The organism is Conyzicola lurida (assembly GCF_014204935.1).
GTDB lineage: Bacteria > Actinomycetota > Actinomycetes > Actinomycetales > Microbacteriaceae > Conyzicola > Conyzicola lurida.
In genome coordinates, this window is the sequence record NZ_JACHMJ010000001.1 from 59,562 (window position 1) to 82,523 (window position 22,962).

The window sequence follows — 22,962 nt, forward strand, 5'->3', positions numbered from 1 at the left end:
CGAAAGGTCTCCATGTCAGAGTCAGCCACTAACGACCCGAACGGCGCCCGGGCCCACGCCCGCGCGCAGGGCGGCGTCAGCATCGAGACGATGCCCGTGTTCCCGCCGTCCGCGGCAGACCACTGGCCCGAGGGCGTCGAGCCCGAGAGCGCGGTCTGGGCCGAGACGGTCGGCGCCGGCAACTACACGGCGCTCGCCGTGGCCGCGGGCACCGTGATCGAACTCACCGACCTCGAGGGCGACGCCTGCGCCCACCTCGCGCTGTTCAACTCGCTGCAGACCGACGAGCGCCTCAACGTCGCCGACACCGTCAAGGTGCAGTGGCAGGCCTACCTCGCGGCCGGGCACCTGCTGCTCTCCGACCGTGGTCGGGTGCTCGCCACGATTCTCGCCGACACCTCCGAGCACCACGACACCTTCGCCGGCACGTCGACCCGTCGCGTCAACGAGGCCCGGTACGGCAGCGGCAGCGCGCACGGCGGCAGCCCCGCCGGACTCGAGCTGCTCACGCTCGCCGCGGCGAAGTTCGGCCTCGAACCGCGCGACCTGCCGCCCACGGTGACGCTGTTCCAGGGCGTCTTCGTCGAACCGACCGGCGCGCTGACCTTCACCGGTTCCGCCGGCGCCGGCGCGACCGTGCGCCTACGCGCCGAGCTGCCGCTCATCGTGCTCCTCGCCAACGTGCCGCACCCGCTCGACCCGCGGCCCGAGTACACCTCGTCACCGCTGCGCATCCGGGCCTGGGCCGGTTCGCCCGCGACCGGAGCCGACTCGGACACCCCGGAGGCAGCCCGTGCCTACGCCAACACCATCGCCTACTCGAACCTCAGGGGAATCTGATGAGTCTCACCGCCACAGCCACCGTCGTCAGCGACGACACCGTCGAGCGCCGCGGGCCGTGGTCGAAGCTGCTCACCGCGGGCCAGTCGCTGACCATCGTCGACCTGCACGGCAACCAGGCCGTCGACTTCCTGGTCTACGACGCGCACGACACTGCCATCCGGTACAGCGCGCAGCAGACCATGGCCCGCCAGGGCAACATCTTCCTGACCACCGGGTCGACCCTGCTCGCGAACACCGGGGACGCGCTGATGACCATCGTCGAGGACGAGGTCGGCCGGCACGACACCATCGGCGGAGCGTGCAGCAAGGAGTCGAACTCGCTGCGCTACGGCGCGCACACCGTGCACGAGCACGCCTGCGTCGAGAACTTCCTCGCCGAGGGCGCCCGCTGGGGACTCGGCAAGCGCGACCTGGTGAGCAACGTCAATTTCTACATGAACGTGCCGGTCGAACCCGACGGCGTGCTCGGCATCGTCGACGGCATCTCGGCCCCCGGCCTGTCGCTCACGCTGCGCGCGGACCGCGACGTGATCGTGCTGGTCTCCAACTGCCCGCAGATCAACAACCCCTGCAACGGCTTCGACCCGACGCCCGTGCGCATGGTCGTGACCGCGTGAGCGTGCGTGCCTGGGGGCCCGCGGAGGCACTCGCCGTCACCGGCCGGCCGCTGCGCATCCACCCCATGGTCGTGGGCTACGAGCCGATCCGCGAGGACATCTCGATCATCGGCGGGGACGACCACGTCTTCCTGCTCGAGCCGGTGACCGCCACGGCGGTCGTCTACGCGGACGGTTGGGTACTGCTCGACTCCGGATTCAACGTCGACGTGATCCGCGATCCCGAGGAACGCCGCTACTACTTCAACTACGACAGCTACACCGCGCTCGTGCCGCCCGGCGACCCGCTGCCCGAGCAGGTCGCGGCCCTCGGCCTCGAGTGGTCGCGGCTGCGCGGCTGCGCCATCTCGCACGTGCACGTCGACCACACGGGCGGGCTGCGGTTCGTGCCCGCGGACGTGCCGGTCGTCTTCCAACGCGCCGAGTACGAGTTCGGCGCGACGATCAGCCCGACGATGGGCGGCGACTACGCGGCCGTGCCCAAGGACTACCTGCGCGACGGCCTCGACATCGTGCTGATCGAGGGCGACGTCGAACTCTCCCCCGGTCTCACTGCCATCGACACGGCCGGTCACACCCCCGGCCACCAGTCGTTCGTGGTCGAGCTCGCCTCCCGCACGGTCGTACTTGCCTGCGACGCCGCCGACCTGCGCAAGAACATCGTCGAGGCGATCCCCTGCGGCACACAGATGAGACCCGAGGATGCCGCCGCAGCACAGACCGCCGTCGACCGGCTGCGCGAGCTCGACGAGAGGCCGGGCGTCGAAGTCTGGCCCGGCCATGACCCCGAGTGGTGGGGGTGGAAGGAGCGGGTGGTGGAGTAGGGGGACACAGCCGCATCCGTCCCGTTTTCACCCATGAGACCGGTTCACCTGCAACCCCGTGGGCGTGATTCGGGCTGATGTCGGTGGTCGCCATTTGAGTTCGTGGCATGACAGACCTGCTCCCCATCACGCCGCCCCCGCCGCCGGACCCGTTCCGCCCGCTCGGCACCCTGGGCCAGATCCTGAACGCGGTCGAAGAGGCCGACCGACTCGCTCGGGCCGCCACGGCGATCCGCGCCGGGCTCATCGACGACGCCCGCATGTTCGCCGAGCTGCTCGTCGGGCTCGACCCCGAGGTCACCGAGCGTGACGGCTGGACGCCCGACGTCCGGGGCCGCCGCGAACTGGTCTTCGATCTCGCCGCCCGGTTGCGCATCCCCGAGCGCAGCGCCGAGAACCTCGTCGGCGAATCGAAGGTACTCGTCTGGAGTTTGGCGAGCACTCTCGGCTACCTGCGCGAGGGGTACATCGAGTACGGTCACGCGAAAGTCATTATCGAGGTGTGCGGGGGCCTCAAAGACGAGGTGCAGCGCGGCTTCGAGATCGAGCTGCTGGGGCACGCGATCGAGCTGACCGTGCCGAAGTTCAAGGCGCTCGCCCGCCGGCTGCGCGAGGCCCTCGACCCGCACACGGCCGACAAGCGGCACCGCGACGCGGTGGAGGAACGACGGGTGTACCTCGATCCGCAAGAGGACGGCATGTCTCTGCTGAGCGTGCTGACCACGGCCGAGAAAGCGGCTGCGGCACACGACCGCATCACCCGCATCGCGCTGGCGCTCGGGGCGGTCGAAGCGGCGGCGGAAGGGGCGGCGGGCGACGGGGTAGGGGCGACCGACGCAGCCGAGCCCGACACACGCACTCTGGCGCAGAAGCGGGCCGACGTGTTCGCCGACCTGCTCATCGACGGCGACCTCTGCGAGACGGGAGAGCCGGCCGCCCACGGCATCCGGCCGAACGTGCTCGTCACGGTTCCCGTCCTCACGCTCGTCGGCGCCGAAGAGATCCCGGGCACCCTCGAGGGGTACGGACCCATCGCGCCCGAGACCGCCCGGGATCTCGCGGCCCGGGCACCGAGCTTCGCCAGGATCCTCACCGATCCGGTCAGCAGCGCCATCCTCGACTTCGACCGCTCCAAGTACGCCGTCCCGGCCGACCTGCGCACCATCATCCGACTGCAGAACGAGACCTGCACCGCGCCGGGCTGCACCCGGCCCGCATCCCAGTGCGACTACGACCACACTGTCGCGTGGCAAGACGGCGGTACGACCTGCCTGAGCAATCTGAGCCCGCTCTGCCGCACCCACCACAACCTCAAACACCACACCCGCGTACAACTCCGCAATCTCGGCAACGGCCAGATGGAGTGGACCACACCCACCGGGCACGTCGCGGTCACCCGCCCCACCACGGAACTCGGTGCGGGCATGCTGAAACGCGGTTCGCCCCGTGGAGCGGAGAAGACCGAGCCTCCGCCACCGGAGGCGTTGCCCGAGCCGCCGCCGTCCGAGCAGTCCCCGCCACAACCCTTCGATTCCTGACAGTCGAGCGCCGGGCGTGGCTCTCATGGTTGACCCCTCGGCGGCGCGGTGTTAGCGTTGCTAACATCAAGCACGAAACAGTGCTTACAATCCAGCCAAGGAGTCACCATGACCACCACATCCCGCGTCGCCCTCGTCACCGGTGGATCCGGAGGCATCGGTCGTGTCACCGTCGAACGCCTCGTCGCCGACGGGTTCGCCGTCGCCGTGCACTACGCCGGCAACCGCGCGAAGGCCGACGACACCGTCGCGCAGATCGTCGCCGCGGGCGGAGAGGCCGTGGCCGTCGGCGGCGACGTCGCCGACGAGATCGCGATGACCGAGCTGTTCGACACGGTCGAAGCGGAATTCGGCGGAATCGACGTCGTGGTGAACACCGCCGGACGCATGATCCTCGGGCCGGTCGCCGAGTTCGACCTCGACCAGTTCGACGCGATGATGCGCACCAACGTGCGCGGCACCTTCGTCGTCAGCCAGCTGGCGGCGAAGCGTGTGCGCGCCGGCGGCGCTATCGTCAACTTCTCCTCCACCGTGGTGAAGCTGGCGATGCCGACCTATGCGCCGTACGCGGCGACCAAGGGAGCGGTCGACGCGATGACCCTGATCCTCGCCCGCGAGCTCCGCGGGCGGGACATCACCGTCAACGTCGTCGCCCCCGGCCCGACCGCCACCCCGCTGTTCCTCGACGGCAAGGACGACGCCACCGTCGAGCGTCTCTCCAAGGCCGCGCCCCTCGAGCGACTCGGCGAGCCCGCCGACATCGCCGAGGCCGTCGCGTTCCTCGCCGGTCCCGCGCGCTGGGTCAACGGCCAGGTCATCTACGTGAACGGCGGCATCGCCTAGTCAGCGACGATCCGCCGGCACCGGCACCACCCGATAGCAGCCACCGCCTGAGTGCTCTGCCCAGCCGGGCACGATACTGTCGGATTCCGGGTGTATCCGAATCTCGCCCGCGCAATCACGACTTTAGGAAGTGCATGCTCACCGTCAACGCCTACGCGGCCCCGTCCGCCACTGAGCCCCTCATCAAGACCACGATCGAACGCCGCGATGTCGGCCCGGCCGACGTGCTCATCGAGATCAAGTACTCCGGCATCTGCCACTCTGACATCCACACCGTCCGCGGCGAATGGGGCGACATCCAGTACCCCCAGGTTGTCGGCCACGAAATCGTCGGCATCGTCAGCGAGGTCGGATCCGAGGTCACGAAGCACAAGGTCGGCGACCGCGTCGGAGTCGGCTGCATGGTCAACTCGTGCGGCGAGTGCGACAGCTGCCTCGCGGGCAAAGAGAACTACTGCCTCAAGGGCAACACCGGAACCTACACCGCCGTCGACCGCGACGGTTCGATCACGCAGGGTGGCTACTCCACCCACATCGTGGTCGTCGAGGACTTCGTGCTCAAGGTCCCCGAGTCGATCCCCTTCGAGAAGGCCGCGCCGCTGCTCTGCGCCGGCGTCACCACCTTCTCGCCCCTCGCCCACTGGAACGCCGGCCCCGGCAGCAAGGTCGCGGTCGTCGGAATGGGCGGACTCGGCCACATGGCCGTCAAGATCGCGCACGCCATGGGCTGCGAGGTCACGGTGCTCTCGCAGACCCTGAGCAAGCAGGAAGACGGACTCCGCCTCGGCGCCGACGACTACTTCGCCACGAGCGACCCCGAGACCTTCAGGAAGAACTCGAGCCGCTTCGACCTCATCATCAACACGGTGAGCGCGTCGATCGACATCAACGCGTACCTCGGCCTCCTCGCCGTCGACGGCACGCTCGTCAACGTCGGCGCCCCGAGCGAGCCGCTCGGCGTCCAGGCGTTCAGCCTCATCGGCAAGCGCCGCTCGTTCGCCGGATCCAACATCGGCAGCATCCAGGAGACGCAGGACATGCTCGACTTCTGCGCCGAGCACGGCATCGCCCCCGAGACCGAGCTCATCGCGGCCGACTACATCAACGAGGCCTACGAGCGCGTGCTGAAGAGCGACGTGCGCTACCGCTTCGTGATCGACATCGCCACGCTCGCGTAAGCACCGCCACCCACGTTCGCCCGCCCGACAGGACGCGACCGGCCCCCGCGGCCGATCCGTCCTGTCGGACGGGCGTTCGCCGTTGACGGGCCTGTGGGCGCCGTCGTCGAGCGCGGTCCCGCGGGCGGATGACGCGGCTGAACAACCGGTGAATACTGCCGCGCGGCACTCCGGCCCCGCGGTCGCTCTGGCATCGTCGACACGGTGAGAATCTCCCCTCCGGCCACCGCCATGATCTACTCGGGGCCCGCCGACCCACATCGACCACTCGCCGTCGACTCGGTCGACCTGCGGCCCGGCGACGCCCTCGTCGAGATCGAGCTCGCGACGGTCTGCGGCTCTGACGTGCACACCGTCGGCGGGCACCGGTCCACTCCCACGCCGACGGTGCTCGGACACGAACAGGTCGGCCGCGTGGTCGCGCTCGGAGACGGGGCGGTGCGCGCCGACGGCACCGCGCTCGCCATCGGCGACCGCGTCGTCTGGTCGGCCACCGTGAGTTGCGGCGACTGCGACCGGTGCACGGCCGGGCTCACCCAGAAGTGCCGGGCGTTGCGCAAGTTCGGCCACGAGCGGGTGGATGACGCGTGGACACTCAACGGCGGGTTTGCCACACACGCGCACCTTCCGCGCGGCATGGCCGTGGTCGCGGTGCCGGACCACATCCCCGCCGACGTGCTCGCGCCGCTCGCCTGCGGCACGGCCACCGCCTGGGCCGCGGTCGCCGCCGCGCTCGACGGCCGCGAGCCGCGCGGCCTCTCCCTGGTCGTCACCGGCGGCGGGCTGATCGGACTCAGCGCTGCCGCCATCGCCTCGAGCCTCGGCGCACGCGTGACCCTCGCCGACCCCGATCCGGCGAGGCGCGACCTCGCTACGCGCTTCGGCGCATCGGTCGTGCTCGACCCCACGTCGCAAACTGCCGAGCCGTGCGACGCCGCGATCGAGGCGTCCGGCTCGCGGCACGCGGTGGCGGCGGCGATCGATGCTCTGGATGTCGGCGGCGTCGCCGCCCTCGTCGGCAGCGTGTTCCCCGGAGATGCCGTGCCCCTCGACCCGGAGTCGATCGTGCGACGCCTCGCTACCGTGCGGGGAGTGCACAACTACACGCCGCGGCACCTCGTGGACGCCGCAGACTGGGTCGCCCAGCACCACGACGCGTTCCCGTTCGCCGAACTCGTGGGGGAGCGGTTCGCGCTCGCCGAGCTGGACTCGGCGATCGCGCTGGCCGCGGCCGGCACCCACGTGCGCGTCGCCGTGTCAGCGGGTTGAGCGTGTCGAAACCCGGCTACTTCTTCGGCGGCGCGGGCATCACCCGGATCGCCCCGAACTTGCCAGCGATCGCCCGGAGGACCGCCGGCGTCAGTGCGAACACCGCGCCCACCATCGCGCCGGTGGAGGCGACGAAGATCCAGAAGCCGAGCCAGCCCCCGTCGTTGCGCGCCGCATACATGTGGTTGAGGTTGTCGATCGCGCCTGTCGTCAGCACGAGGAACACGTGCACCGCGGTGAAGATCAGGAAGAAAATCAGCGTGGCGTAGTGCACGGTGCGGGCGCGCTTCTCGTTGACCACGCGGTTGAAGAGAGTGTCTTTCTGAGGCCAGCCCGGCGACATCCTGAGCCCGGTGATCACCGCGACCGGGCCGGCGATGAAAATCACGACGAAGTAGCTGATCACCTGCAGCGCGTTGTAGTTGACCCAGCCGTTCTCGCTCGGCCAGTCGAGCGAGGCGTACTGCAGGCCGGCGGAGATCGCGTTCGGCACGATGTCCCAGTTCGTCGGCACGACGCGCACCCACTGGCCGGTAGCGAAGAGCACCACGATGTAGACCACGCCGTTGACGACCCACAGCGTATCGACGCAGATGTGCAGCCAGAGGTCGATGCTGAGGCGCCGCGGCGCGCTCTTGGTCTTCACGAACCGGGTGTTGTCCCGGGTCCAGAAGGCGCTCGGCCGCTTCTTCGAGTGCAGCTGTAGTCCCGACCGCACGATGAAGATCAGGAAGAACGTGTTGAGACCGTGCTGCCAGCCGAGCCAGGCGGGCAGGCCGACCGGTGCGCCGTCGGGTAGGGCGGAGGTGCCGTGGAAGTCGGCGATGAAGTCCTGCGTCGCCGGCAGCTCGCGGATCCAGCGAGCGAGCACCACGATCACGACGGCGGCGACGACCGACGCCACGATCACCCAGACCAGCCGAGGGGCTCTGCGTGGTGCCGTCGTCTCCGGCGCACTGGTGTTCACGGGAATAGTCTCCCATTTTCCCGGCTCGGCTCTTGCGCGCGCGACGGCACCGCGCTAACGTACAACCAAATGGTTGTAGATGAGCTGAGCGACACCGATGTGGATCGCATTTTCCAGGCACTGGCGGATGCGACCCGACGCGACATCCTGAACCGCACGATGCGGGGGGAACAGTCGGTCTCGGCGCTCGCCCAGCACTACTCGATGAGTTTCGCCGCCGTGCAGAAACACGTGGCGGTACTCGAGAGAGCGGCCCTGGTGACCAAACAGAGGCGCGGACGGGAGCAACTCGTGCAGGGCAATGCCGAGACCCTCCGCCGGGCGGCGCAGCTGCTCGACGCGTACGAACAGATCTGGCGCAACCGCGTCGACCGCATCGGAGACCTCCTCTCCGAACCCGCGAAAGGAATGAAAGAGTGACAGTACTCAGCTCGCAGAAAGACCCCGAAGCGCTGACCCTCACGATCGTCGCCGAGTTCGACGCCCCGGTCGAGCGGGTCTGGCAGGTCTGGGAGGACCCGCGCCAGCTCGAGCGCTGGTGGGGGCCGCCCACCTGGCCGGCCACGTTCACCCAGCACGACTTCGTCGCCGGGGGCAGCTCGAAGTACCACATGACCGGTCCCGAGGGCGAGATCGCCGGCGGCTGGTGGGACAACGTGGTGGTCGCGGCGCCGAGCCGGTTCGAGTGGGTCGACGGGTTCTCCGACGAGAACGGCGACCGCAGCACCGAGATGCCGACCATCGACGGCGCCGTGACGATCGCCGAGGTCGACGGCAAGACCCGCATGACGACGGTGTCGACGTTCGGCTCCGTGGAGCAGCTCGAACAGCTGGTGCAGATGGGCATGGAAGAGGGCCTGAAGCTGGCGATGGGCCAGATCGACGGGCTGCTGGTCGAGGTGCCGGCGAACTAGTAAGTCCGGGATGTCGGAAGGCGCATCGTTGCGCCTTCCGACATCCCGTGTCAAAATTGCCGGGTTCTTGTTCCCGACGTTAGGCCTCCAGTGAAGATCTCGACGGTTTCGCGCAGCTAGCGCGCTGACTCGTCGAATCGCCGTTTCTCGGCTCGCGTGTCAGCGCTTCCTCTGACACCCCGGGAGACACGTGCTCAAGAATCCTTCAATCACCCTGACCGACCTCGGTCATACCTGGCCGGACGGCTCGACCGCCCTATCCGGCCTCACCGGAACATTCGGCGTCGGCCGCACCGGTCTGGTCGGCGCCAACGGCTCCGGCAAGTCCACGCTGTTGCGGCTCGTCGCGGGCCTGCTCGAACCGACGACCGGCCGCGTCGTCACGATCGGCGACGTCGACTACCTGCCGCAGACCCTCACGCTCGCCACCGACGCGACGGTCGCCGACCTGCTCGGCGTCGGCGACACCCTGGCCGCGCTGCGTGCCATCGAGTCGGGCGACGTCGCGGTCGAGCACTTCGAGACGGTCGGCGACGACTGGGATCTCGAGACCCGCGCCGACGAAGCCCTGCGCCACGCGGGACTCTCGTCGGCCGACCTCGACCGTCGGGTCGGCGAGCTCTCCGGTGGCGAGACCGTGCTGGTCGCGATCGCCGGGCTACGGCTGCGGCGCGCGCCGATCACCCTGCTCGACGAGCCGACGAACAACCTCGACCGCGGTGCCCGCGCCCGTCTCGCCGACATGGTGCGCTCGTGGCCGGGAACGCTCGTGGTGGTCAGCCACGACACCGCCCTGCTCGAACTGATGGACGACACGGCCGAGCTGCACGACTCGCGCCTCACCGTCTTCGGCGGACCGTACAGCGAGTGGCGCGCCCACCTCGACCGCGAGCAAGAGGCGGCGCAGCAGGCGGCGCGCACCGCGCAGCAGGCGGTGAAGACCGAGAAGCGCCAGCGCATCGAGGCCGAGACCAAGCTCGCCCACCGCGCGCGCACCGGCGCGAAGATGAACGAGAACCGCGTCGCGCCGAAGATCGTGATGAACCAGTGGAAGGCAAACGCGCAGGTGTCGGCGGGCAAGCTGCGCAACGACCACGAGGGCGCCCTGCGGTCGGCGCAGGCGGCCCTCGACGCCGCGGACGCCCGCGTGCGGGACGACGCGACGGTGCGCATCGATCTGCCGGATCCGGATGTCGCCAACGGCCGGAGTATCGCGGAGCTGCGGGGTACGAACCGCTCGGTGCTCATCCAAGGCCCCGAACGCATCGCGCTCGTCGGGCCGAACGGCGTGGGCAAGACCACGCTGGTCGAGGATCTCGTGCTCGGCCGTGCGCCCTCGGGCCCCGCCACCGCGGTCGCGCTCACCGACCGCATCGGCTACCTGCCGCAGAGGCTCGACGGTCTCGACGACGCCGCGACCGTGCTGCAGAACGTGCAGGCCGCGGCGCCCTCGGTCGCGGTCGGGCTGATCCGCAACCGGCTCGCGCGCTTCCTGCTGCGCGGGGCGACGGTGGAGCGGCCGGTGGCGACGCTGTCGGGCGGCGAGCGGTTCCGCGTCGCCCTCGCGCGCCTGCTCCTCGCCGACCCGACGCCGCAGCTGCTCGTGCTCGACGAGCCGACGAACAACCTCGACCTGCAGAGCGTCGACCAGCTCGTCGACGCGCTGGTGTCGTTCCGCGGCGCGGTGCTCGTGGTCAGCCACGACGACGCGTTCCTGGCGCGGCTGGGGCTGACCGCGACGGTGGAGCTCGACGCGCAGGGGGAATTGACGGTGGTGGAGTAGCGCGGTCTGTATCGAACCCTCGCCGCGTTGCCGCAAATCGACCCGTCCTGAGCCGCTTTGGGTCGATTCGCGGCAACCGGCGGGCCGAAGCGGGTATGTCCAGCCCTACCCGCCGTCATCCCGGTATCGATAGGTTCGATCCAGAATCTCTGGGGGTCCCGTTGCCGAATACCGATCACGACGCGTCGCGGCTGGCGAGCGTCGCGCTCGCCGTCGTTGTGCTGTTCACCGTGCTGCTCGCCGCGCCGCCCTTCATGCAGGACGACGAGGCGCAGGCAGACTGCGGCGACCTCGTCGCCGACCGGTTGAACGGCGAGGCCGGCGATGCCGAGGCCGAGTGGCAGTACCTTCCCGCCCCGCACTGGCAGTGCGAGTGGCGCGGGGTGCCCGCCGCCGAGCTCGGCTGGTGGGCGGACGACGACGGCGCGACCTCCGCGCGGCTGCTAGTGCCGGCGGAGAAACCCTGACCGCACCGTGCGGACGGGATGTGATGGACTCGGGGTATGGCATTCCCGTACCCGAGTTACGTCGCCGTGGGCGACAGCTTCACCGAGGGCGTCGGCGACGAGACCCCGGACGGCGGCGTGCGCGGCTGGGCCGACCTCGTGGCCCTCGGCCTCGCGCTCGCCAGCCCGGAACCCGTGAGCTACGCCAACCTCGCGATCCGCGGCCGGTTGCTCGCCCCGATCGTCGGCGACCAGCTCGACGCGGGGATCGCGCTCGCGCCGCGCCTGCTCAGCCTGAACGGCGGCGGCAACGACATCATGCGGCCGCGCGTCTCGATCGCCGCGATCACCGACCAGCTGGTCGGCGCCGTCGAGCGGGCCGCGCAGAGCGGCACCCACGTGCTGCTGGTCAGCGGGGCGAATCCCACCCGGCACCTCCCGCTCGGGAGGTTCATCGAGTCCCGGGGCAACGAGTTCGCCCGCGGCATCCGGGCCCGCCTGCCGCTCGCCAACACGACGTTCGTCGACAACTGGGCCGACGACGAACTCGCCCAGCTCAAGTACTGGTCGCGCGACAAGCTGCACCTCGGCCCGCTCGGGCACGAGCGCGTCGCCGGCAACGTGCTCGCGGCGCTCGGCGTCGAGGTCCCGGGCGCGACGGGCGCTGTCGGCATGCAGCACGAGCAGCGCACGAGCGAGTACTGGCGCGAGTACGTGCTGCCGTGGATCGGCCGCCGCCTCACCGGGCGTTCGTCGGGCGACAACCGCGCGCCGAAGATCGCGACGCTGCAGCCGGTCGAGCTGCCGGAGCGCTGAGCCCGGCCCTTCAACAGGACGCGGCCCGCCGCGCGGGGCGATCCGTCCTGTCGAGCGTGCGACGGGCGCGATCCGTCCTGTCGAGCGGGCGAAGAAGAGACGTCGGATGCCGCGGCCGCCGCTACAGCGTCAGCCCGGGGCGGCGCTCGGCCAGGTCGTCCAGCACGAGATCGACCGCGTCGTGCGCGAGGTCGCGCGGCCGCGCCAACGTGGCCCGCGCGTGGCGCGCGAACGAGTCCCAGTCGCCGCCGCCCGCGCGCAGCTCGCGCAGCGGAGACAGCAGCGCCGCGCGCCGCAACCAGACCGAGTTCTCGCCCGCCCAGCGGTCGACCGCCACGGTCGCTTTGGCCCGGGACGCGGCATCCAACCCCTGAATCAGCGGCCCGATCACGTCGGTGGCCAGCGGGTCGACCAGCGCGGTCACCCGGGCGGAGCGCACGAAGCCCTCGATGCGGGTCAGATCGTCGTTGTCGAGCAGGGCGAGGTTCGACTGCAGCAGCACGACCGCGGCGAGCCGGCGCTCGAACACGCCGCCCGCCCAGAGCTCGGAGGCCAGCGCCGTGATGTCGTCGGCGCCGAGCGAGCGGTAGCGGCGGGACGCGTCGCGCACGGCGCCGCGCACCGCCCCGACCGAGGCGCCGTAGAAGGCGAGGCCGCCGCCGATGCGCTCCTCGGCGTCCTGCGCGCGGTAGTAGTCGCCCTCGCGCTGCAGTGCCGCGTCGATGAAGTCGCCGGCATCGCTCACCAACCCATTCTCGGGCATCGTTTATGATCGAGTCTTGAAGGGGAGTAGTTCCCGGTTCCGGCCTCAGCGAGGCCCGGAGGTAAGTCGACATACTGGCGGGCAATCCCGCCCGGCTTGCCACTCGGTCTGAACGACCGAGCGAACGAGACCTTCGGCACATCGATGCCGAAGCCTCCCTAAAAACGGCCTCGGCAGCTACCGCAAAGGTTCCCTGCGCTCATGGCCCTCTGGTCTGTCTTCCTCATTGCCCTCGGCGTCTCCGCCGACGCGTTCGCCGTCTCGCTCGGCCGCGGCCTCCACATGAGACGCCTCAACTACCGGCACGCGTTCCTCATCGCCCTCACCTTCGGCGCGTTCCAGGCGCTCATGCCGCTCATCGGCTGGCTACTGGGCACGCAGCTCGAGCAGTACATCACGAGCGTCGACCACTGGATCACCTTCGGCCTGCTCGCGATCATCGGCGGAAAGATGCTCTGGGAGGCGTTCGCGAAGCACGAGGACAAGGACGAGACCGACGACCGCCTGCACGTGCGCCAACTGCTCCTGCTCGCCGTCGCGACGAGCGTCGACGCCCTCGCCGTCGGCATCTCGTTCGCGTTCCTCTCCGTGTCGATCGGGGAATCCATCGCGCTCATCGGCGTGACGACGTTCGTGCTCTCCTTCGTCGGCGTGCTGATCGGGCACCGCGTCGGACTGCGGTTCTCGAAGCCGGCGGAGATTGCCGGCGGCGTCATCCTGATTCTCATCGGCACCAAGATCTTGCTCGACCACCTCGGCGTCTGGGGCTAGCAGACAAACGCCCCCGTGCCCATGGGCGGAGCCGCGCGGGGTGATCTGAGAAAGTTTCTCTAGAGTTACTGGATGCGCACCCCCAGAATCGACCCGCCGGTCACGCCCGCGGTCAGCCCGCTGACCAGAATGCTCACCGACCGGTTGGGGACGCTGGGACTCCGCAGCGGCCAGATCCTGCTGGCCCTCCTGCTCGCGAGCGTGCTCGTCTTCGCGCTCGTGCAGCTCAAGCTCGTCGTGATCCCGCTGCTGATCGCGCTCATCATCGCGTCGGCGGCGTCGCCCGTGCTGCGCTGGTTCCGGTCGAAGGGCCTGTCGGCGGCGGTCTCCACCTGGATCACCCTGCTGTCGGGCATCATCGTCTTCGGCGGCGTCGTCACGCTGATCGTGATCGCGGTCGAGAACCAGTTCGCCGAGCTCGCCGAGGCGGCCGTCGACGGCATCGAAGAGCTGCAGACCTTCCTGGTCGAGGGCCCGCTGCCGATCGACCAGGCCCAGATCGACGAGGCCGCCGCCGGCATCACCGACTTCCTCACGAGCAGCCAGTTCGGCACCGGCGCGCTCGCCGGAGTCACCGTCGCCGGGGAGCTCATCACGGGCGCCGTGCTCTCCGTCGTCATCCTGTTCTTCTTTATGAAGGACGGCGACCGCATCTGGTCGTTCTTCCTCAGCCCGCTCAAGGGCGAGCGCCTCGCCCGTGGCCGCCGCATCGGCACCACGGCGGTCAGCACCCTCGGCGGCTACGTGCGGGGCACGGCGACCGTTGCATTCGTGGATGCCGCGGCGATCGGTATCGGCCTGCTCGTGCTCGGCGTCCCGCTGGCCCTGCCTCTCGCGATCCTGGTGTTCATCGGAGCGTTCATCCCGCTCGTCGGTGCGACCGCGACCGGAATCCTCGCGGCCCTCGTCGCGCTCGTCGCCAACGGCTGGGGCGTGGCGCTCATCGTCATCATCATCGTGATCGCGGTCAACCAGCTCGAGGGCAACTTCCTGCAGCCCGTCGTGATGGCGCAGTCGCTCAAGCTGCACCCGCTCGTCATCCTGATCGCGTTGACCGCCGGCACGATCCTCGGCGGCATCACCGGCGCCGTGCTGTCGGTGCCGATCGCGGCCGTCGGCTGGGCGATCGTCAAGGTCTGGAACGCACCGACCGCGCTGGCCGCGCCCGCGCCGCCGCGGCGGAAGAAGCGCTAGCCGCCCCTGCGGTGTACGGCGCTGCTGCGCGGTGTGCGGGTGTGCGGGTGTGTGCGGCGCTGAGCGACGTCGCGCTCGCGGAGGTTTGTCGCGGCGGCGCTGAGGTTTGTCGCCGGCGCGGCTGTTCGTGCGGGCGCGTGCGCGACAAAGCACAGCGCGCAGCGGCACCGCCCCGGCAACCGACCGGTCGGTTGTAAACTTCGGGCATGGTCAGAGACGCGGGCGCCACGAAGCAGAGACTGCTGGATGCCGCGACCGCCGAATTCGCCCAACACGGCATCGCCGGGGCGAGGGTCGACCGCATCGCCCGCGCCGCCGACAGCAACAAGGCGATGATCTACTCTTACTTCGGCAGCAAGGACGCCCTGTTCGACGCGGTCTTCGCCGCCGTCGTGGTGTCCACGGTCGAGGCGGCCAAATTCGACCCGTCCGACCTGCCCGGGTACGCCGGCCGCCTGTTCGATTCATTCGAGCGCGACCCGCGCATCTCCCGCCTCACCACCTGGTACCAGCTCGAGCGCCCGGACGGAGCCGCCCTGCAGACCCTCGTCGTGTCGAACGAGGCGCGCATCGACCGCCTGCGCGAGGCCCGCGAGTCGGGACTCCTGCCCCGCCGCTACTCCCCGGTCGAGCTGCTCACCCTCGTGCGCTCGATCGCCATGTCGTGGTCGCTCGTTTCGCCCGAGATCGGTGCCGTCGCCACGGGCCACTTGCGCGCCCGTCGCCGCGAGGTCGTCGTCGAGTCGGTGCGGCTGCTGCTCACCTGAGCTCCCTCCGCCGCATCAGCACCAACGAGACGGATGCCGCGACCGCCGCGATCGCCACCAACCAGTAGCCCCCGGTGAGGTCGACCCGGTCGGTCACGACCGAGGGCGTGTGGGTGAAGGGCGAGAGGTCGCGCAGCCAGTCCGGGAACCCGACCAGTCCGCCGAACACCCCGAGGAACGCGCCGACCCCGAGCAGCGCCCAGCCGAGCGCCGCCGTGACCGAGGGCAGCAGCACGAACACGAGCGCGACCACCCCGAGGTAGGAGAGCGCGGCGGGCAACTGCGCGGCGGCCGCGGCGAACGACTCCCCGATCTGCGCCTCGTCGTCGCCGCTCGCGAAGACGGCCAGGGTCGAGGCGAGTCCGCCGGCCGCGAGCACGAGCGTGATCGCGATCACGCCGAGCACGAGGTAGTCCGCCAGCCAGCGCACCCGGCCGAGGGGCGTCGACAGCAGCAGCTCCGCGGTGCCGCCGGACTCCTCCTGCCGTGCGCGGATCACCGCCTGCACCGCGCACGCCGCGGCGAGCACCCCGACCAGCTCGAACATCGCCGAGATGAGCACCTGCGTCACCGTCCCGGATCCCGGGACGAGCGACTTCAGCACGCCCTCGAGCTCGGGGTTCTCGGCCGCGGCCTGCACGATCACTCCAGAGAGGCTGCCGGAGATCAGTCCGAACACCGCGCCGCCGATGCTCCAGCCGACGATCGTCGGCCACTGCAGCCGCCAGGCGAGCGAGAACGAGCCGCGCAACCACGGCCGTGCGACGATCCGTCCGGGCGTGCTCGGCAGCAGCGACGCCCCGCTGTCACGACGGGACTGCAGCACGAACACCGCCGCGGTGCACACCGCGGCGAGGGCGACGCAGAGCAGCAACGGGGTCAGGTCGTTCGCGGTGTACGCCGCGACGTGCTGGCCCCAGCCGATGGGGGAGAGCCAGCTGGGCCAGGCACTCGTCATCGACAGCTGGTCCTCCGACGGGGTGCCGAGGGCGTCACCCACCCCGCGCAGCACGAACGCGAGCAGCACGAGCGCGACGGCGATCGAGTTCGCCCCGCGCGAGGTGTGCGCGAACTGGGCCGCGAGCAGCGCGACCGCGAGGAACGTGATTCCGACCGCGCCCGTCGCCAGGCCCGCGACGAGAGACCCGTCGAGGGGCATGCCGCCCGCCACGAGGCCGAGCGCCACCGCCGCGCCAAGCACGAGATTCGCCAGCACACCGTGCACGAGTGTCGCCACGGTCGGGGTGGTCCGTGCCGCCGGCGTCGCCGCGATCAGTTCGGCCCGGCCCGACTCCTCCTCCGCGCGGGAGTGCCGCACGGCGAGGAACGTGCTCATCAGTGCCGCCATCAGCGCGAGGTAGGTGAAGATCTGAAAGAACACGAACGCGTTCAGCCCGGCACCCTGCGGCAGGCCGCGCAGCAGCAGGATCGCCGGGTTGTTGACCGCGAGCCGCATGATGCCGGCGCGCTCCCGGTCGTCGCCATAGGTGTCGTCGATGGCGCTGGCCGAGAACAGCGCGAGCAGGGCGGTGCAGACGATCCAGATCGCGAGCTGCACCCGGTCACGGCGGACCCGGTGCCGGACGAGCGTGATCACGAGACCGGGTCCCCGTAGTGCCGCAGGAACAGCTCTTCGAGCGACGGCGGCGCGATCACGAGCCCCTGCACGCCGAGCCTGCCGAGCGCGGGCAGCACCGCGCCGAGTTCTGCATTGTCGACCGTGAAGCGCACCCGCCCGCCCGTGGTCGCGAGGTCGCCCGCCGACGGGATCGTGGCCAACGCGTCATCCGGAAGCCCCGCCGCAAACGAGATCTCGATGCGGGTCAGGTGCCGCAGCCCCGCGAGCGTTCCGGTCTCGACGGTCGTGCCGGCGCGGATGATGCTCACCCGGTCGCAGAGCTGCTCGACCTCGCTCAGGATGTGGCTCGAGAGCAGGACGGTCGCACCGTCCGCCGCGACCCGGCGGATCTCGGCGTCGAACACCGCCTCCATGACGGGGTCGAGCCCGCTCGTCGGTTCGTCGAGGATGTACAGGTCGGCGGGGGTCGCGAACGCGGCGATGAGCGCGACCTTCTGCCGGTTGCCCTTCGAGTAGGCGCGGCCCTTCTTGCCCGGGTCGAACTGGAACGCGTCGATCAGGCGCGCACGTCGGGCCGGGTCGGCGGCGCCGCCTCGCAGCCGCCCGATCAGGTCGATGGCCTCGCCCCCGGAGAGGTTCGGCCAGATGCTCACGTCGCCCGGCACGTAGGCGACACGGCGGTGCAGTTCGACGGCGTCGGTCCACGGGTCGCGGCCGAAAAGGGTCGCCGTGCCGCCGGTCGCCCGGGCGAGGCCGAGGAGAATGCGGATGGTGGTCGACTTGCCCGCGCCGTTCGGCCCGAGGAAGCCGTGCACCTCGCCGGCGCTCACGCCGAGATCGAGGCCGTCGAGCGCGCGGACGCGCCCGAATCGCTTGTCGAGGCCACGCGCCTCGATGACGAGATCACTCATGAGACAGCAACGTACGCCCAAGTCGGTGGCCCCGTAAGAGGCGGGTTGAGCCTGTCGAAACCCGGGAATTGCCCGTAAACCTCGGTCGCAGGCTCCCTCGGCGCTGGGGTCGCAGAATCGCTGGCGCGATTCCCAAAGCTCCACCGCGCAAGCTCAACCCGCTAGGGGCCCTACAGTGAACCGTGCCCAGAACGCCCCTCTCGCCGCGCGAGCTCAACACCCGCGGTAACCAGCCGTGGTCCGCCATCCTGCGTAACCCGGCCCTCATCGGAACCGAGGCGCTCGCCGGCGCGGTCACCGTGCTCGCTCTGATCCCCGAGGTCATCTCCTTCTCGATCATCGCGGGAGTCGACCCGGTCAACAGCCTCGTCGCCTCTGCCGTGCTCGCCATCACGATGTCGTTCCTCGGCGGGCGGCCCGCCATGGTCACCGCCGCAGCCGGATCGGTGGCCCTCGTCGTCGCGCCGCTCGTGCACGCGGAGGGGGTCGAGTATCTCCTCCCCACCGTCATCCTCGCCGGACTTATCCAGATCGTGTTCGGCGTCACCGGTCTCGCGCGGCTGATGCGCTACATCCCGCGGTCGGTGATGATCGGCTTCGTCAACGCCCTCGGCATCCTGATCTTCGTCGCCCAGATCGCGAGCCTCGTCGACGTGCCGTGGCAGGTCTACCCGCTGTTCGTGCTCACACTGCTGATCATCTGGCTGTTCCCGAAGCTCACCACGATCGTGCCCGCGCCCCTCGTGGCGATCGTCGCCATCACCGCGATCACCGTCGCGGTCGGCATCACCGTGCCCACCGTGGGCGACGAGGGCCACGTCACCGGGGGCCTGCCCGGCATCACCCCGTTCGCCGTGCCGTTCACTCTCGACACGCTCTTGCTGATCGCCCCGACCGCGATCGCCGTCGCGTTCGTCGGCCTGATCGAGACCCTGCTCACCGCGAAGCTGGTCGACGACATGACCGACAGCCCGTCGTCGAAGAAGCGTGAGTCCTGGGGTCTCGGCGTCGCGAACATCCTCTCCGGCCTCTGGGGCGGCGTCGCCGGCTGCGCCATGATCGGCCAGACCGTCGTCAACGTGAAGATCGGCCGTGCGCGCACGCGCCTGTCGACCCTGTTCGCGGGCGTCTTCCTGCTGCTGTTCGTCGCGGTGTTCTCGAGCGTCATGGCCGTCATCCCGATGGTGGCACTGGCCGCCGTCATGATGGTGGTCGCGGTGCGCACGGTCGACTGGCACAGCGTGCGGCCGAGCGTCATCAGACGGATGCCGCGTTCCGAGACCATCGTCATGGTGATCACGGTCGCCACCGTCGTCGTCACCAGCAACCTGGCGATCGGCGTCGGAGTCGGTGCCGTGCTGGCCGCTCTGCTGCTGTTGCAGCGGGCGTCGCAGGCGTTCAGCGTGACGCGATACGGGGCGCCGGATGCCGCGACCGTCGAGTACCGCGTGCGGGGCGCGCTGTTCTTCGCCTCGAGCAACGAGCTCGCCGACCACTTCTTCCACGCGGACGATCCCGCGCGGGTGATCATCGACCTGAGCGAGTCGCGCATCTGGGACGCGTCGAGCGTGGCCGCCCTCGACGCGATCGAGACGAAGTACGCGGGCCTCGGGTCGACCGTGGAGGTGCGCGGCCTCGACGAGCGCAGCGCGCGGCTGCGGGCGACGCTGAGCGGGCACCTGAACCAATAGCACCGGTACCGTGGTCTCCATGACCACCATCACCTGCCGCGCCATCCTCTTCGACATGGACGGCACCCTCGTCGACTCGACCGTCGTCGTCGAGCAGGTGTGGGCTCGCTTCGCCGACCGCTTCGGGCTCGACCTCGACACGATCCTCGCCTCGTCGCACGGCCGCCGCATGGAGGACTCCATCGTGCGCTTCGGCCCCGACGGCGTCGACGTGGTCGCGGTGCAGGAGGACCTCTCCGCGTTCGAGTTCGAGACGACCGAGGGCGTCGTCGCGGTGCCCGGCGCCGCGGACTTCCTCGCCTCCCTCCCGTCCGACCGGATCGCCCTCGTCACCTCGGCCGGCCGTCGTCTCGCGCTCATGCGGATGGAATCGGTCGGCGTTCCCGTCCCCGGCGTCGTCATCACCTCCGAGGACGTCGACCGCGGCAAGCCGCACCCCGACCCGTACCTCGCCGCAGCCGCACTGCTCGGCGTCGACCCCGCCGACACCGTGGTGTTCGAAGACGCCGACGCGGGCATCGAATCGGGACTCACCGCCGGCATGCGCGTGGTCGTCGTCGGCGACGCGGCGGGGGAGATCGCGACCGACCTCCCGGCGATCAGCGACTACCGCGACATCCACGCCACCGTCGTCGACGGCCTGATCACCCTGACCGTCTGACCCTGCAAATCCCAGCCAGCCGTGTTTGGCTAGTGGGGTGAGCACACCGACCCCGCGCCCGGCGCGCCCCCAGACCGTTCTGTCCGTCGTCCGCACCGAATGGGTCACCCCGCAGCTGGTACGCGTGATCGCCGGCGGTCCCGAGTTCGCGAACCTCGGCCTCAACGAGTTCACCGACAAGTACAGCAAGCTCGTCTTCGTCAAGCCCGAGCTCGGCATCGAGCCGCCCTACGACGTGCCGGCGCTGCGCGAGACGCTCGCCCAGGACGACTGGCCGGTCGTTCGCACGTACACGATCCGTCGGGTGGATGTCGCGAACGAACAGCTCGCGATCGACTTCGTGGTGCACGGCACCGAGGGTGTCGCCGGACCCTGGGCCGCCTCTGCCCAACCGGGCGACCCGGTCGTGCTCGCCGGAATCGGCGGCGCGTACGCCCCCGCCGACGACACCGACTGGCACGTCTTCGTCGGCGACGAGTCGGCGCTGCCCGCCATCTCCTCCGCCCTCGAGGTGCTGCCTGCCGATGCCGCCGGTGTCGCCTACCTCGAGGTGCACGACGACAGCGACGTGCAGCTGCTGGCAGTGCCCGACAACGTGCTCGTCAACTGGATTGTGCGCGGCGACGACGACCGTCGCCCCGAAACACTCGCCGAGGCAGTGCTCGCCGGTGTCTGGCCGGATGACGCCAGGGTGCAGGTCTTCGCGCACGGGGAGCGCGAGTCGATGAAGGCGGTGCGAGCCGCGCTCGCCGCCCGCGGCATCCCGCGCGCCAACTTCTCGCTCTCGGGTTACTGGGCGCACGGACGCACCGAGGACAAGTTCCAGGCCGAGAAGCGCGAGCCCATCGGCAAGATCGCCGACTGAGGAGCGGGTCAGCAGTCCGACGCCACCGTTTCGCCGTTCTGAATGCGGGCGAACCAGTCGAGCACCGGCTCGAGAGCGCCGACCGCGGTTTCGCCGTGCCCGAGCGACGATAGTGACAGGTAGCCGACCGTCTCGCCCGCCGCGCATGCCCGGTCGGTGTACGCGCGGGTCACGGCGGGATCGACGAGCGTGTCCTGCTCGCCCTGCGCGATAAACACGGGGACGCCGATGGCGGTCGCGCCGGGTGAATTGTCGGCGAGAATGCCCGCCCACGGTTCGACCTCGCGCGGGTCGGCGGCGAAGTAGCCGCCGAGCAGGGGAGTGGCGAGCGCCTCGAGTTCGCTCTCCTGCGACGAGCAGAGCCCGGCCACCCGCGGAACTGCGGCCACGGCCGCCGCGGTCAGGATCGTCGACAGCTCGGCACCGCGGTGCGCGTAGGCCGAGGAGTAGGCGTCGAGCGCGTACGCCGAGAGCGCGAGTGCGGCCGGGTCCTCGACGCCCGAGGCGAAGAGCGCGGCGAGGTCGGTGGGCGGCGCGGCGGCCGCGACCCCGCGCAGCGTGAGGTCGGGCGCGTACTCGGCGGCGAGCTGGCCGGCGAACAGTGCCGCGTGTGCGCCCTGCGAGAAGCCCCAGAGGTAGAGGTCGTGGCTCGCGCCGGTCTCGGGCAGGGCACGGGCGGCTCGGGCCGCATCGAGCACGTTCGCACCCTCCGTCGCGCCGACGAGATACGAGCCGGGGCCTGCCGCTCCCAGGCCGGAGTAGTCGGTCGCGGCGACGACGGCGCCGGCGTCGAGCAGCTCGCGCAGCCCGAGGATCTGGTCGAAGGGCGACTCGCTGAGCGACGGCGCGCAGGCGACGGCGGCGCCCGTCGTCGGGTGTCCCCACGACACGATGGGCCGGCCGAACATCGGGGCGGGCGAGTCCGGCGCGATGACCAGACCCGAGACGAGGATGTCGCTGCCGACCGCATCGGTGGAGTGGTACAGCACGCGCCATGCGTTCGACCCCTCCGGCGCGTCCTCGACCGGCTCGGACCGCACAATCTCGCCGGGTTCCCCGTGCGGCAGCGGGTCGGGCAGCTCGTAGAAGGTGTCGGCGATCGCGGGTGATGCCGGTTCGGGGTCGACGGCGCTGCAGCCCGCGAGGAGCACCGCCGCGGCGACGGCGACGGCGAGAGCGCCTCGGGTCCGCGGTGCTGTCATCCCGTCATTGTGGCGGCCGCGCGGGGCGCAGGGCAAACACGGCAACCGCTTCTCCGCCGTATCCGTGGCCGCCTATCGTGGCCGGATGGCGCTTCCCCTCCGGTTCCGGGTGATCCAGCTGCTCTGGGCGGCCGGGTTCCTCGTCGGCACCACGACGCACATCGCCGATCTGGTGACCGGGGGACCCGACGTCTACGCGGGGTATCCCGAGGGTGCGCGGTTGTTCTGGGTGGCGCTCACCGTGCTCGACCCGCTCACCGTCGTGCTCGTCCTCCTGCGGAAGCGCGCCGGCATCGCGCTCGGCGCCGCGGTGATGATCGCCGACGTGTCGGTGAACCTGACGGTCGCCGCGACCATCGGCGGGTTCGGCGCGTTCGGGCTCGTGAACCAGACGGTCTTCTGCGTCTTCGTGCTGGCCACGGCGTACCCCCTGTGGCGCGTTTTCGCCATGCCACGCTGAGGTGGCATAGCGAAAACGCGGATCCCTGTCGCGCGTCGGCCCGCGGCATTGTGCGTGCGA

The 22,962-nt window shown here is 70.3% G+C and carries 24 protein-coding genes; 19 read left to right on the forward strand and 5 right to left on the reverse strand.

Annotation, left to right across the window (positions count from 1 at the left end; all coding sequences use genetic code 11):
• The first annotated feature begins 12 nt into the window (after positions 1 to 12).
• From HD599_RS00310 to HD599_RS00340, 7 genes are all read left to right on the forward strand, one after another.
• Positions 13 to 840, forward strand: a complete 828-nt coding sequence (locus tag HD599_RS00310; RefSeq protein ID WP_184232568.1) for an urea amidolyase associated protein UAAP1 — start codon at positions 13 to 15, stop codon at positions 838 to 840.
• The gene (locus HD599_RS00315; RefSeq protein WP_184232570.1) at positions 840 to 1,460 is read left to right on the forward strand and encodes an urea amidolyase associated protein UAAP2; all 621 of its coding nucleotides are present in this window, start codon (positions 840 to 842) and stop codon (positions 1,458 to 1,460) included. Before HD599_RS00310 ends, HD599_RS00315 begins: the two co-directional genes overlap by 1 nt.
• Positions 1,457 to 2,284, forward strand: coding sequence for an MBL fold metallo-hydrolase (locus tag HD599_RS00320; protein ID WP_184232572.1), 828 nt, complete (start codon positions 1,457 to 1,459; stop codon positions 2,282 to 2,284). Before HD599_RS00315 ends, HD599_RS00320 begins: the two co-directional genes overlap by 4 nt.
• 107 nt (positions 2,285 to 2,391) lie before the next feature.
• A complete protein-coding gene (locus tag HD599_RS00325; RefSeq protein WP_184232574.1) occupies positions 2,392 to 3,822 on the forward strand; it encodes an HNH endonuclease signature motif containing protein in 1,431 nt (476 codons plus the stop codon).
• Positions 3,823 to 3,930: 108 nt separating this feature from the next.
• Positions 3,931 to 4,665: an SDR family oxidoreductase gene (locus tag HD599_RS00330; RefSeq protein ID WP_184232576.1), complete on the forward strand. Its 735-nt coding sequence runs from the start codon at positions 3,931 to 3,933 to the stop codon at positions 4,663 to 4,665.
• A gap of 134 nt (positions 4,666 to 4,799) precedes the next feature.
• Positions 4,800 to 5,843, forward strand: coding sequence for an NAD(P)-dependent alcohol dehydrogenase (locus HD599_RS00335; RefSeq protein ID WP_184232578.1), 1,044 nt, complete (start codon positions 4,800 to 4,802; stop codon positions 5,841 to 5,843).
• A 204-nt stretch (positions 5,844 to 6,047) separates the two neighbouring features.
• Positions 6,048 to 7,112, forward strand: coding sequence for a zinc-binding dehydrogenase (locus tag HD599_RS00340; RefSeq protein WP_343061810.1), 1,065 nt, complete (start codon positions 6,048 to 6,050; stop codon positions 7,110 to 7,112).
• Positions 7,113 to 7,128: 16 nt separating this feature from the next.
• On the opposite strand, the gene HD599_RS00345 is transcribed toward HD599_RS00340, so the two are convergent.
• The gene (locus HD599_RS00345) at positions 7,129 to 8,079 is read right to left on the reverse strand and encodes a cytochrome b/b6 domain-containing protein (RefSeq protein ID WP_184232580.1); all 951 of its coding nucleotides are present in this window, start codon (positions 8,077 to 8,079) and stop codon (positions 7,129 to 7,131) included.
• Between the two features lie 69 nt (positions 8,080 to 8,148).
• Here HD599_RS00345 and HD599_RS00350 point away from each other — a divergent pair, with 69 nt between their 5' ends.
• The 5 genes from HD599_RS00350 to HD599_RS00370 all read left to right on the forward strand — a co-directional run bounded on the left by HD599_RS00350 (position 8,149) and on the right by HD599_RS00370 (position 12,038).
• Positions 8,149 to 8,499: an ArsR/SmtB family transcription factor gene (locus HD599_RS00350; protein WP_184232582.1), complete on the forward strand. Its 351-nt coding sequence runs from the start codon at positions 8,149 to 8,151 to the stop codon at positions 8,497 to 8,499.
• Positions 8,496 to 8,993: an SRPBCC domain-containing protein gene (locus tag HD599_RS00355; RefSeq protein ID WP_184232584.1), complete on the forward strand. Its 498-nt coding sequence runs from the start codon at positions 8,496 to 8,498 to the stop codon at positions 8,991 to 8,993. The genes HD599_RS00350 and HD599_RS00355 overlap by 4 nt, the downstream gene beginning before the upstream one ends.
• Before the next feature lie 190 nt (positions 8,994 to 9,183).
• Positions 9,184 to 10,776 (forward strand): ABC-F family ATP-binding cassette domain-containing protein, encoded by a 1,593-nt coding sequence (locus HD599_RS00360; protein ID WP_343061811.1) that lies wholly within the window; start codon positions 9,184 to 9,186, stop codon positions 10,774 to 10,776.
• Between the two features lie 161 nt (positions 10,777 to 10,937).
• Positions 10,938 to 11,243, forward strand: coding sequence for a hypothetical protein (locus HD599_RS00365; RefSeq protein ID WP_184232586.1), 306 nt, complete (start codon positions 10,938 to 10,940; stop codon positions 11,241 to 11,243).
• 36 nt (positions 11,244 to 11,279) lie between these two features.
• A complete protein-coding gene (locus HD599_RS00370; protein WP_184232588.1) occupies positions 11,280 to 12,038 on the forward strand; it encodes an SGNH/GDSL hydrolase family protein in 759 nt (252 codons plus the stop codon).
• A 121-nt stretch (positions 12,039 to 12,159) separates the two neighbouring features.
• On the opposite strand, the gene HD599_RS00375 is transcribed toward HD599_RS00370, so the two are convergent.
• Positions 12,160 to 12,783 carry a DNA alkylation repair protein gene (locus HD599_RS00375; protein WP_184232590.1) on the reverse strand — a complete coding sequence of 208 codons (624 nt, stop codon included), beginning with the start codon at positions 12,781 to 12,783 and terminating at the stop codon, positions 12,160 to 12,162.
• A 219-nt stretch (positions 12,784 to 13,002) separates the two neighbouring features.
• On the opposite strand from HD599_RS00375, the gene HD599_RS00380 reads away from it, so the two are divergent.
• The 3 genes from HD599_RS00380 (at position 13,003) to HD599_RS00390 (ending at position 15,533) form a co-directional block, all read left to right on the forward strand.
• Positions 13,003 to 13,572: a manganese efflux pump MntP gene (locus tag HD599_RS00380; protein ID WP_184232592.1), complete on the forward strand. Its 570-nt coding sequence runs from the start codon at positions 13,003 to 13,005 to the stop codon at positions 13,570 to 13,572.
• A 72-nt stretch (positions 13,573 to 13,644) separates the two neighbouring features.
• Positions 13,645 to 14,766, forward strand: coding sequence for an AI-2E family transporter (locus tag HD599_RS00385; RefSeq protein WP_184232594.1), 1,122 nt, complete (start codon positions 13,645 to 13,647; stop codon positions 14,764 to 14,766).
• A 206-nt stretch (positions 14,767 to 14,972) separates the two neighbouring features.
• Entirely contained in the window at positions 14,973 to 15,533 is a 561-nt protein-coding gene (locus tag HD599_RS00390; RefSeq protein ID WP_184232597.1) for a TetR/AcrR family transcriptional regulator, read from the forward strand.
• Here HD599_RS00390 and HD599_RS00395 read toward each other — a convergent pair.
• Together HD599_RS00395 and HD599_RS00400 are read right to left on the reverse strand one after the other, a co-directional pair.
• Positions 15,526 to 17,130, reverse strand: coding sequence for an ABC transporter permease (locus tag HD599_RS00395; protein ID WP_184232599.1), 1,605 nt, complete (start codon positions 17,128 to 17,130; stop codon positions 15,526 to 15,528). The two genes, HD599_RS00390 and HD599_RS00395, sit on opposite strands and share 8 nt — an antisense overlap.
• Positions 17,127 to 18,023: an ABC transporter ATP-binding protein gene (locus HD599_RS00400; RefSeq protein WP_184232601.1), complete on the reverse strand. Its 897-nt coding sequence runs from the start codon at positions 18,021 to 18,023 to the stop codon at positions 17,127 to 17,129. The genes HD599_RS00395 and HD599_RS00400 overlap by 4 nt, the downstream gene beginning before the upstream one ends.
• A gap of 182 nt (positions 18,024 to 18,205) precedes the next feature.
• On the opposite strand from HD599_RS00400, the gene HD599_RS00405 reads away from it, so the two are divergent.
• From HD599_RS00405 to HD599_RS00415, 3 genes are read left to right on the forward strand one after another with little or no spacing between them, the layout of a single operon-like run.
• Complete coding sequence (locus HD599_RS00405; protein ID WP_184232603.1) at positions 18,206 to 19,714, forward strand: SulP family inorganic anion transporter; 1,509 nt, start codon at positions 18,206 to 18,208, stop codon at positions 19,712 to 19,714.
• A 19-nt stretch (positions 19,715 to 19,733) separates the two neighbouring features.
• Positions 19,734 to 20,375, forward strand: coding sequence for an HAD-IA family hydrolase (locus HD599_RS00410; protein ID WP_221420409.1), 642 nt, complete (start codon positions 19,734 to 19,736; stop codon positions 20,373 to 20,375).
• Positions 20,376 to 20,412: 37 nt separating this feature from the next.
• Positions 20,413 to 21,240, forward strand: coding sequence for an SIP domain-containing protein (locus tag HD599_RS00415; RefSeq protein ID WP_184232607.1), 828 nt, complete (start codon positions 20,413 to 20,415; stop codon positions 21,238 to 21,240).
• A gap of 8 nt (positions 21,241 to 21,248) precedes the next feature.
• Here HD599_RS00415 and HD599_RS00420 read toward each other — a convergent pair whose 3' ends face one another.
• Positions 21,249 to 22,442: a lipase family protein gene (locus HD599_RS00420; protein ID WP_184232609.1), complete on the reverse strand. Its 1,194-nt coding sequence runs from the start codon at positions 22,440 to 22,442 to the stop codon at positions 21,249 to 21,251.
• A gap of 85 nt (positions 22,443 to 22,527) precedes the next feature.
• On the opposite strand from HD599_RS00420, the gene HD599_RS00425 reads away from it, so the two are divergent.
• A complete protein-coding gene (locus HD599_RS00425) occupies positions 22,528 to 22,902 on the forward strand; it encodes a hypothetical protein (protein WP_184232611.1) in 375 nt (124 codons plus the stop codon).
• Positions 22,903 to 22,962: the final 60 nt, after the last annotated feature.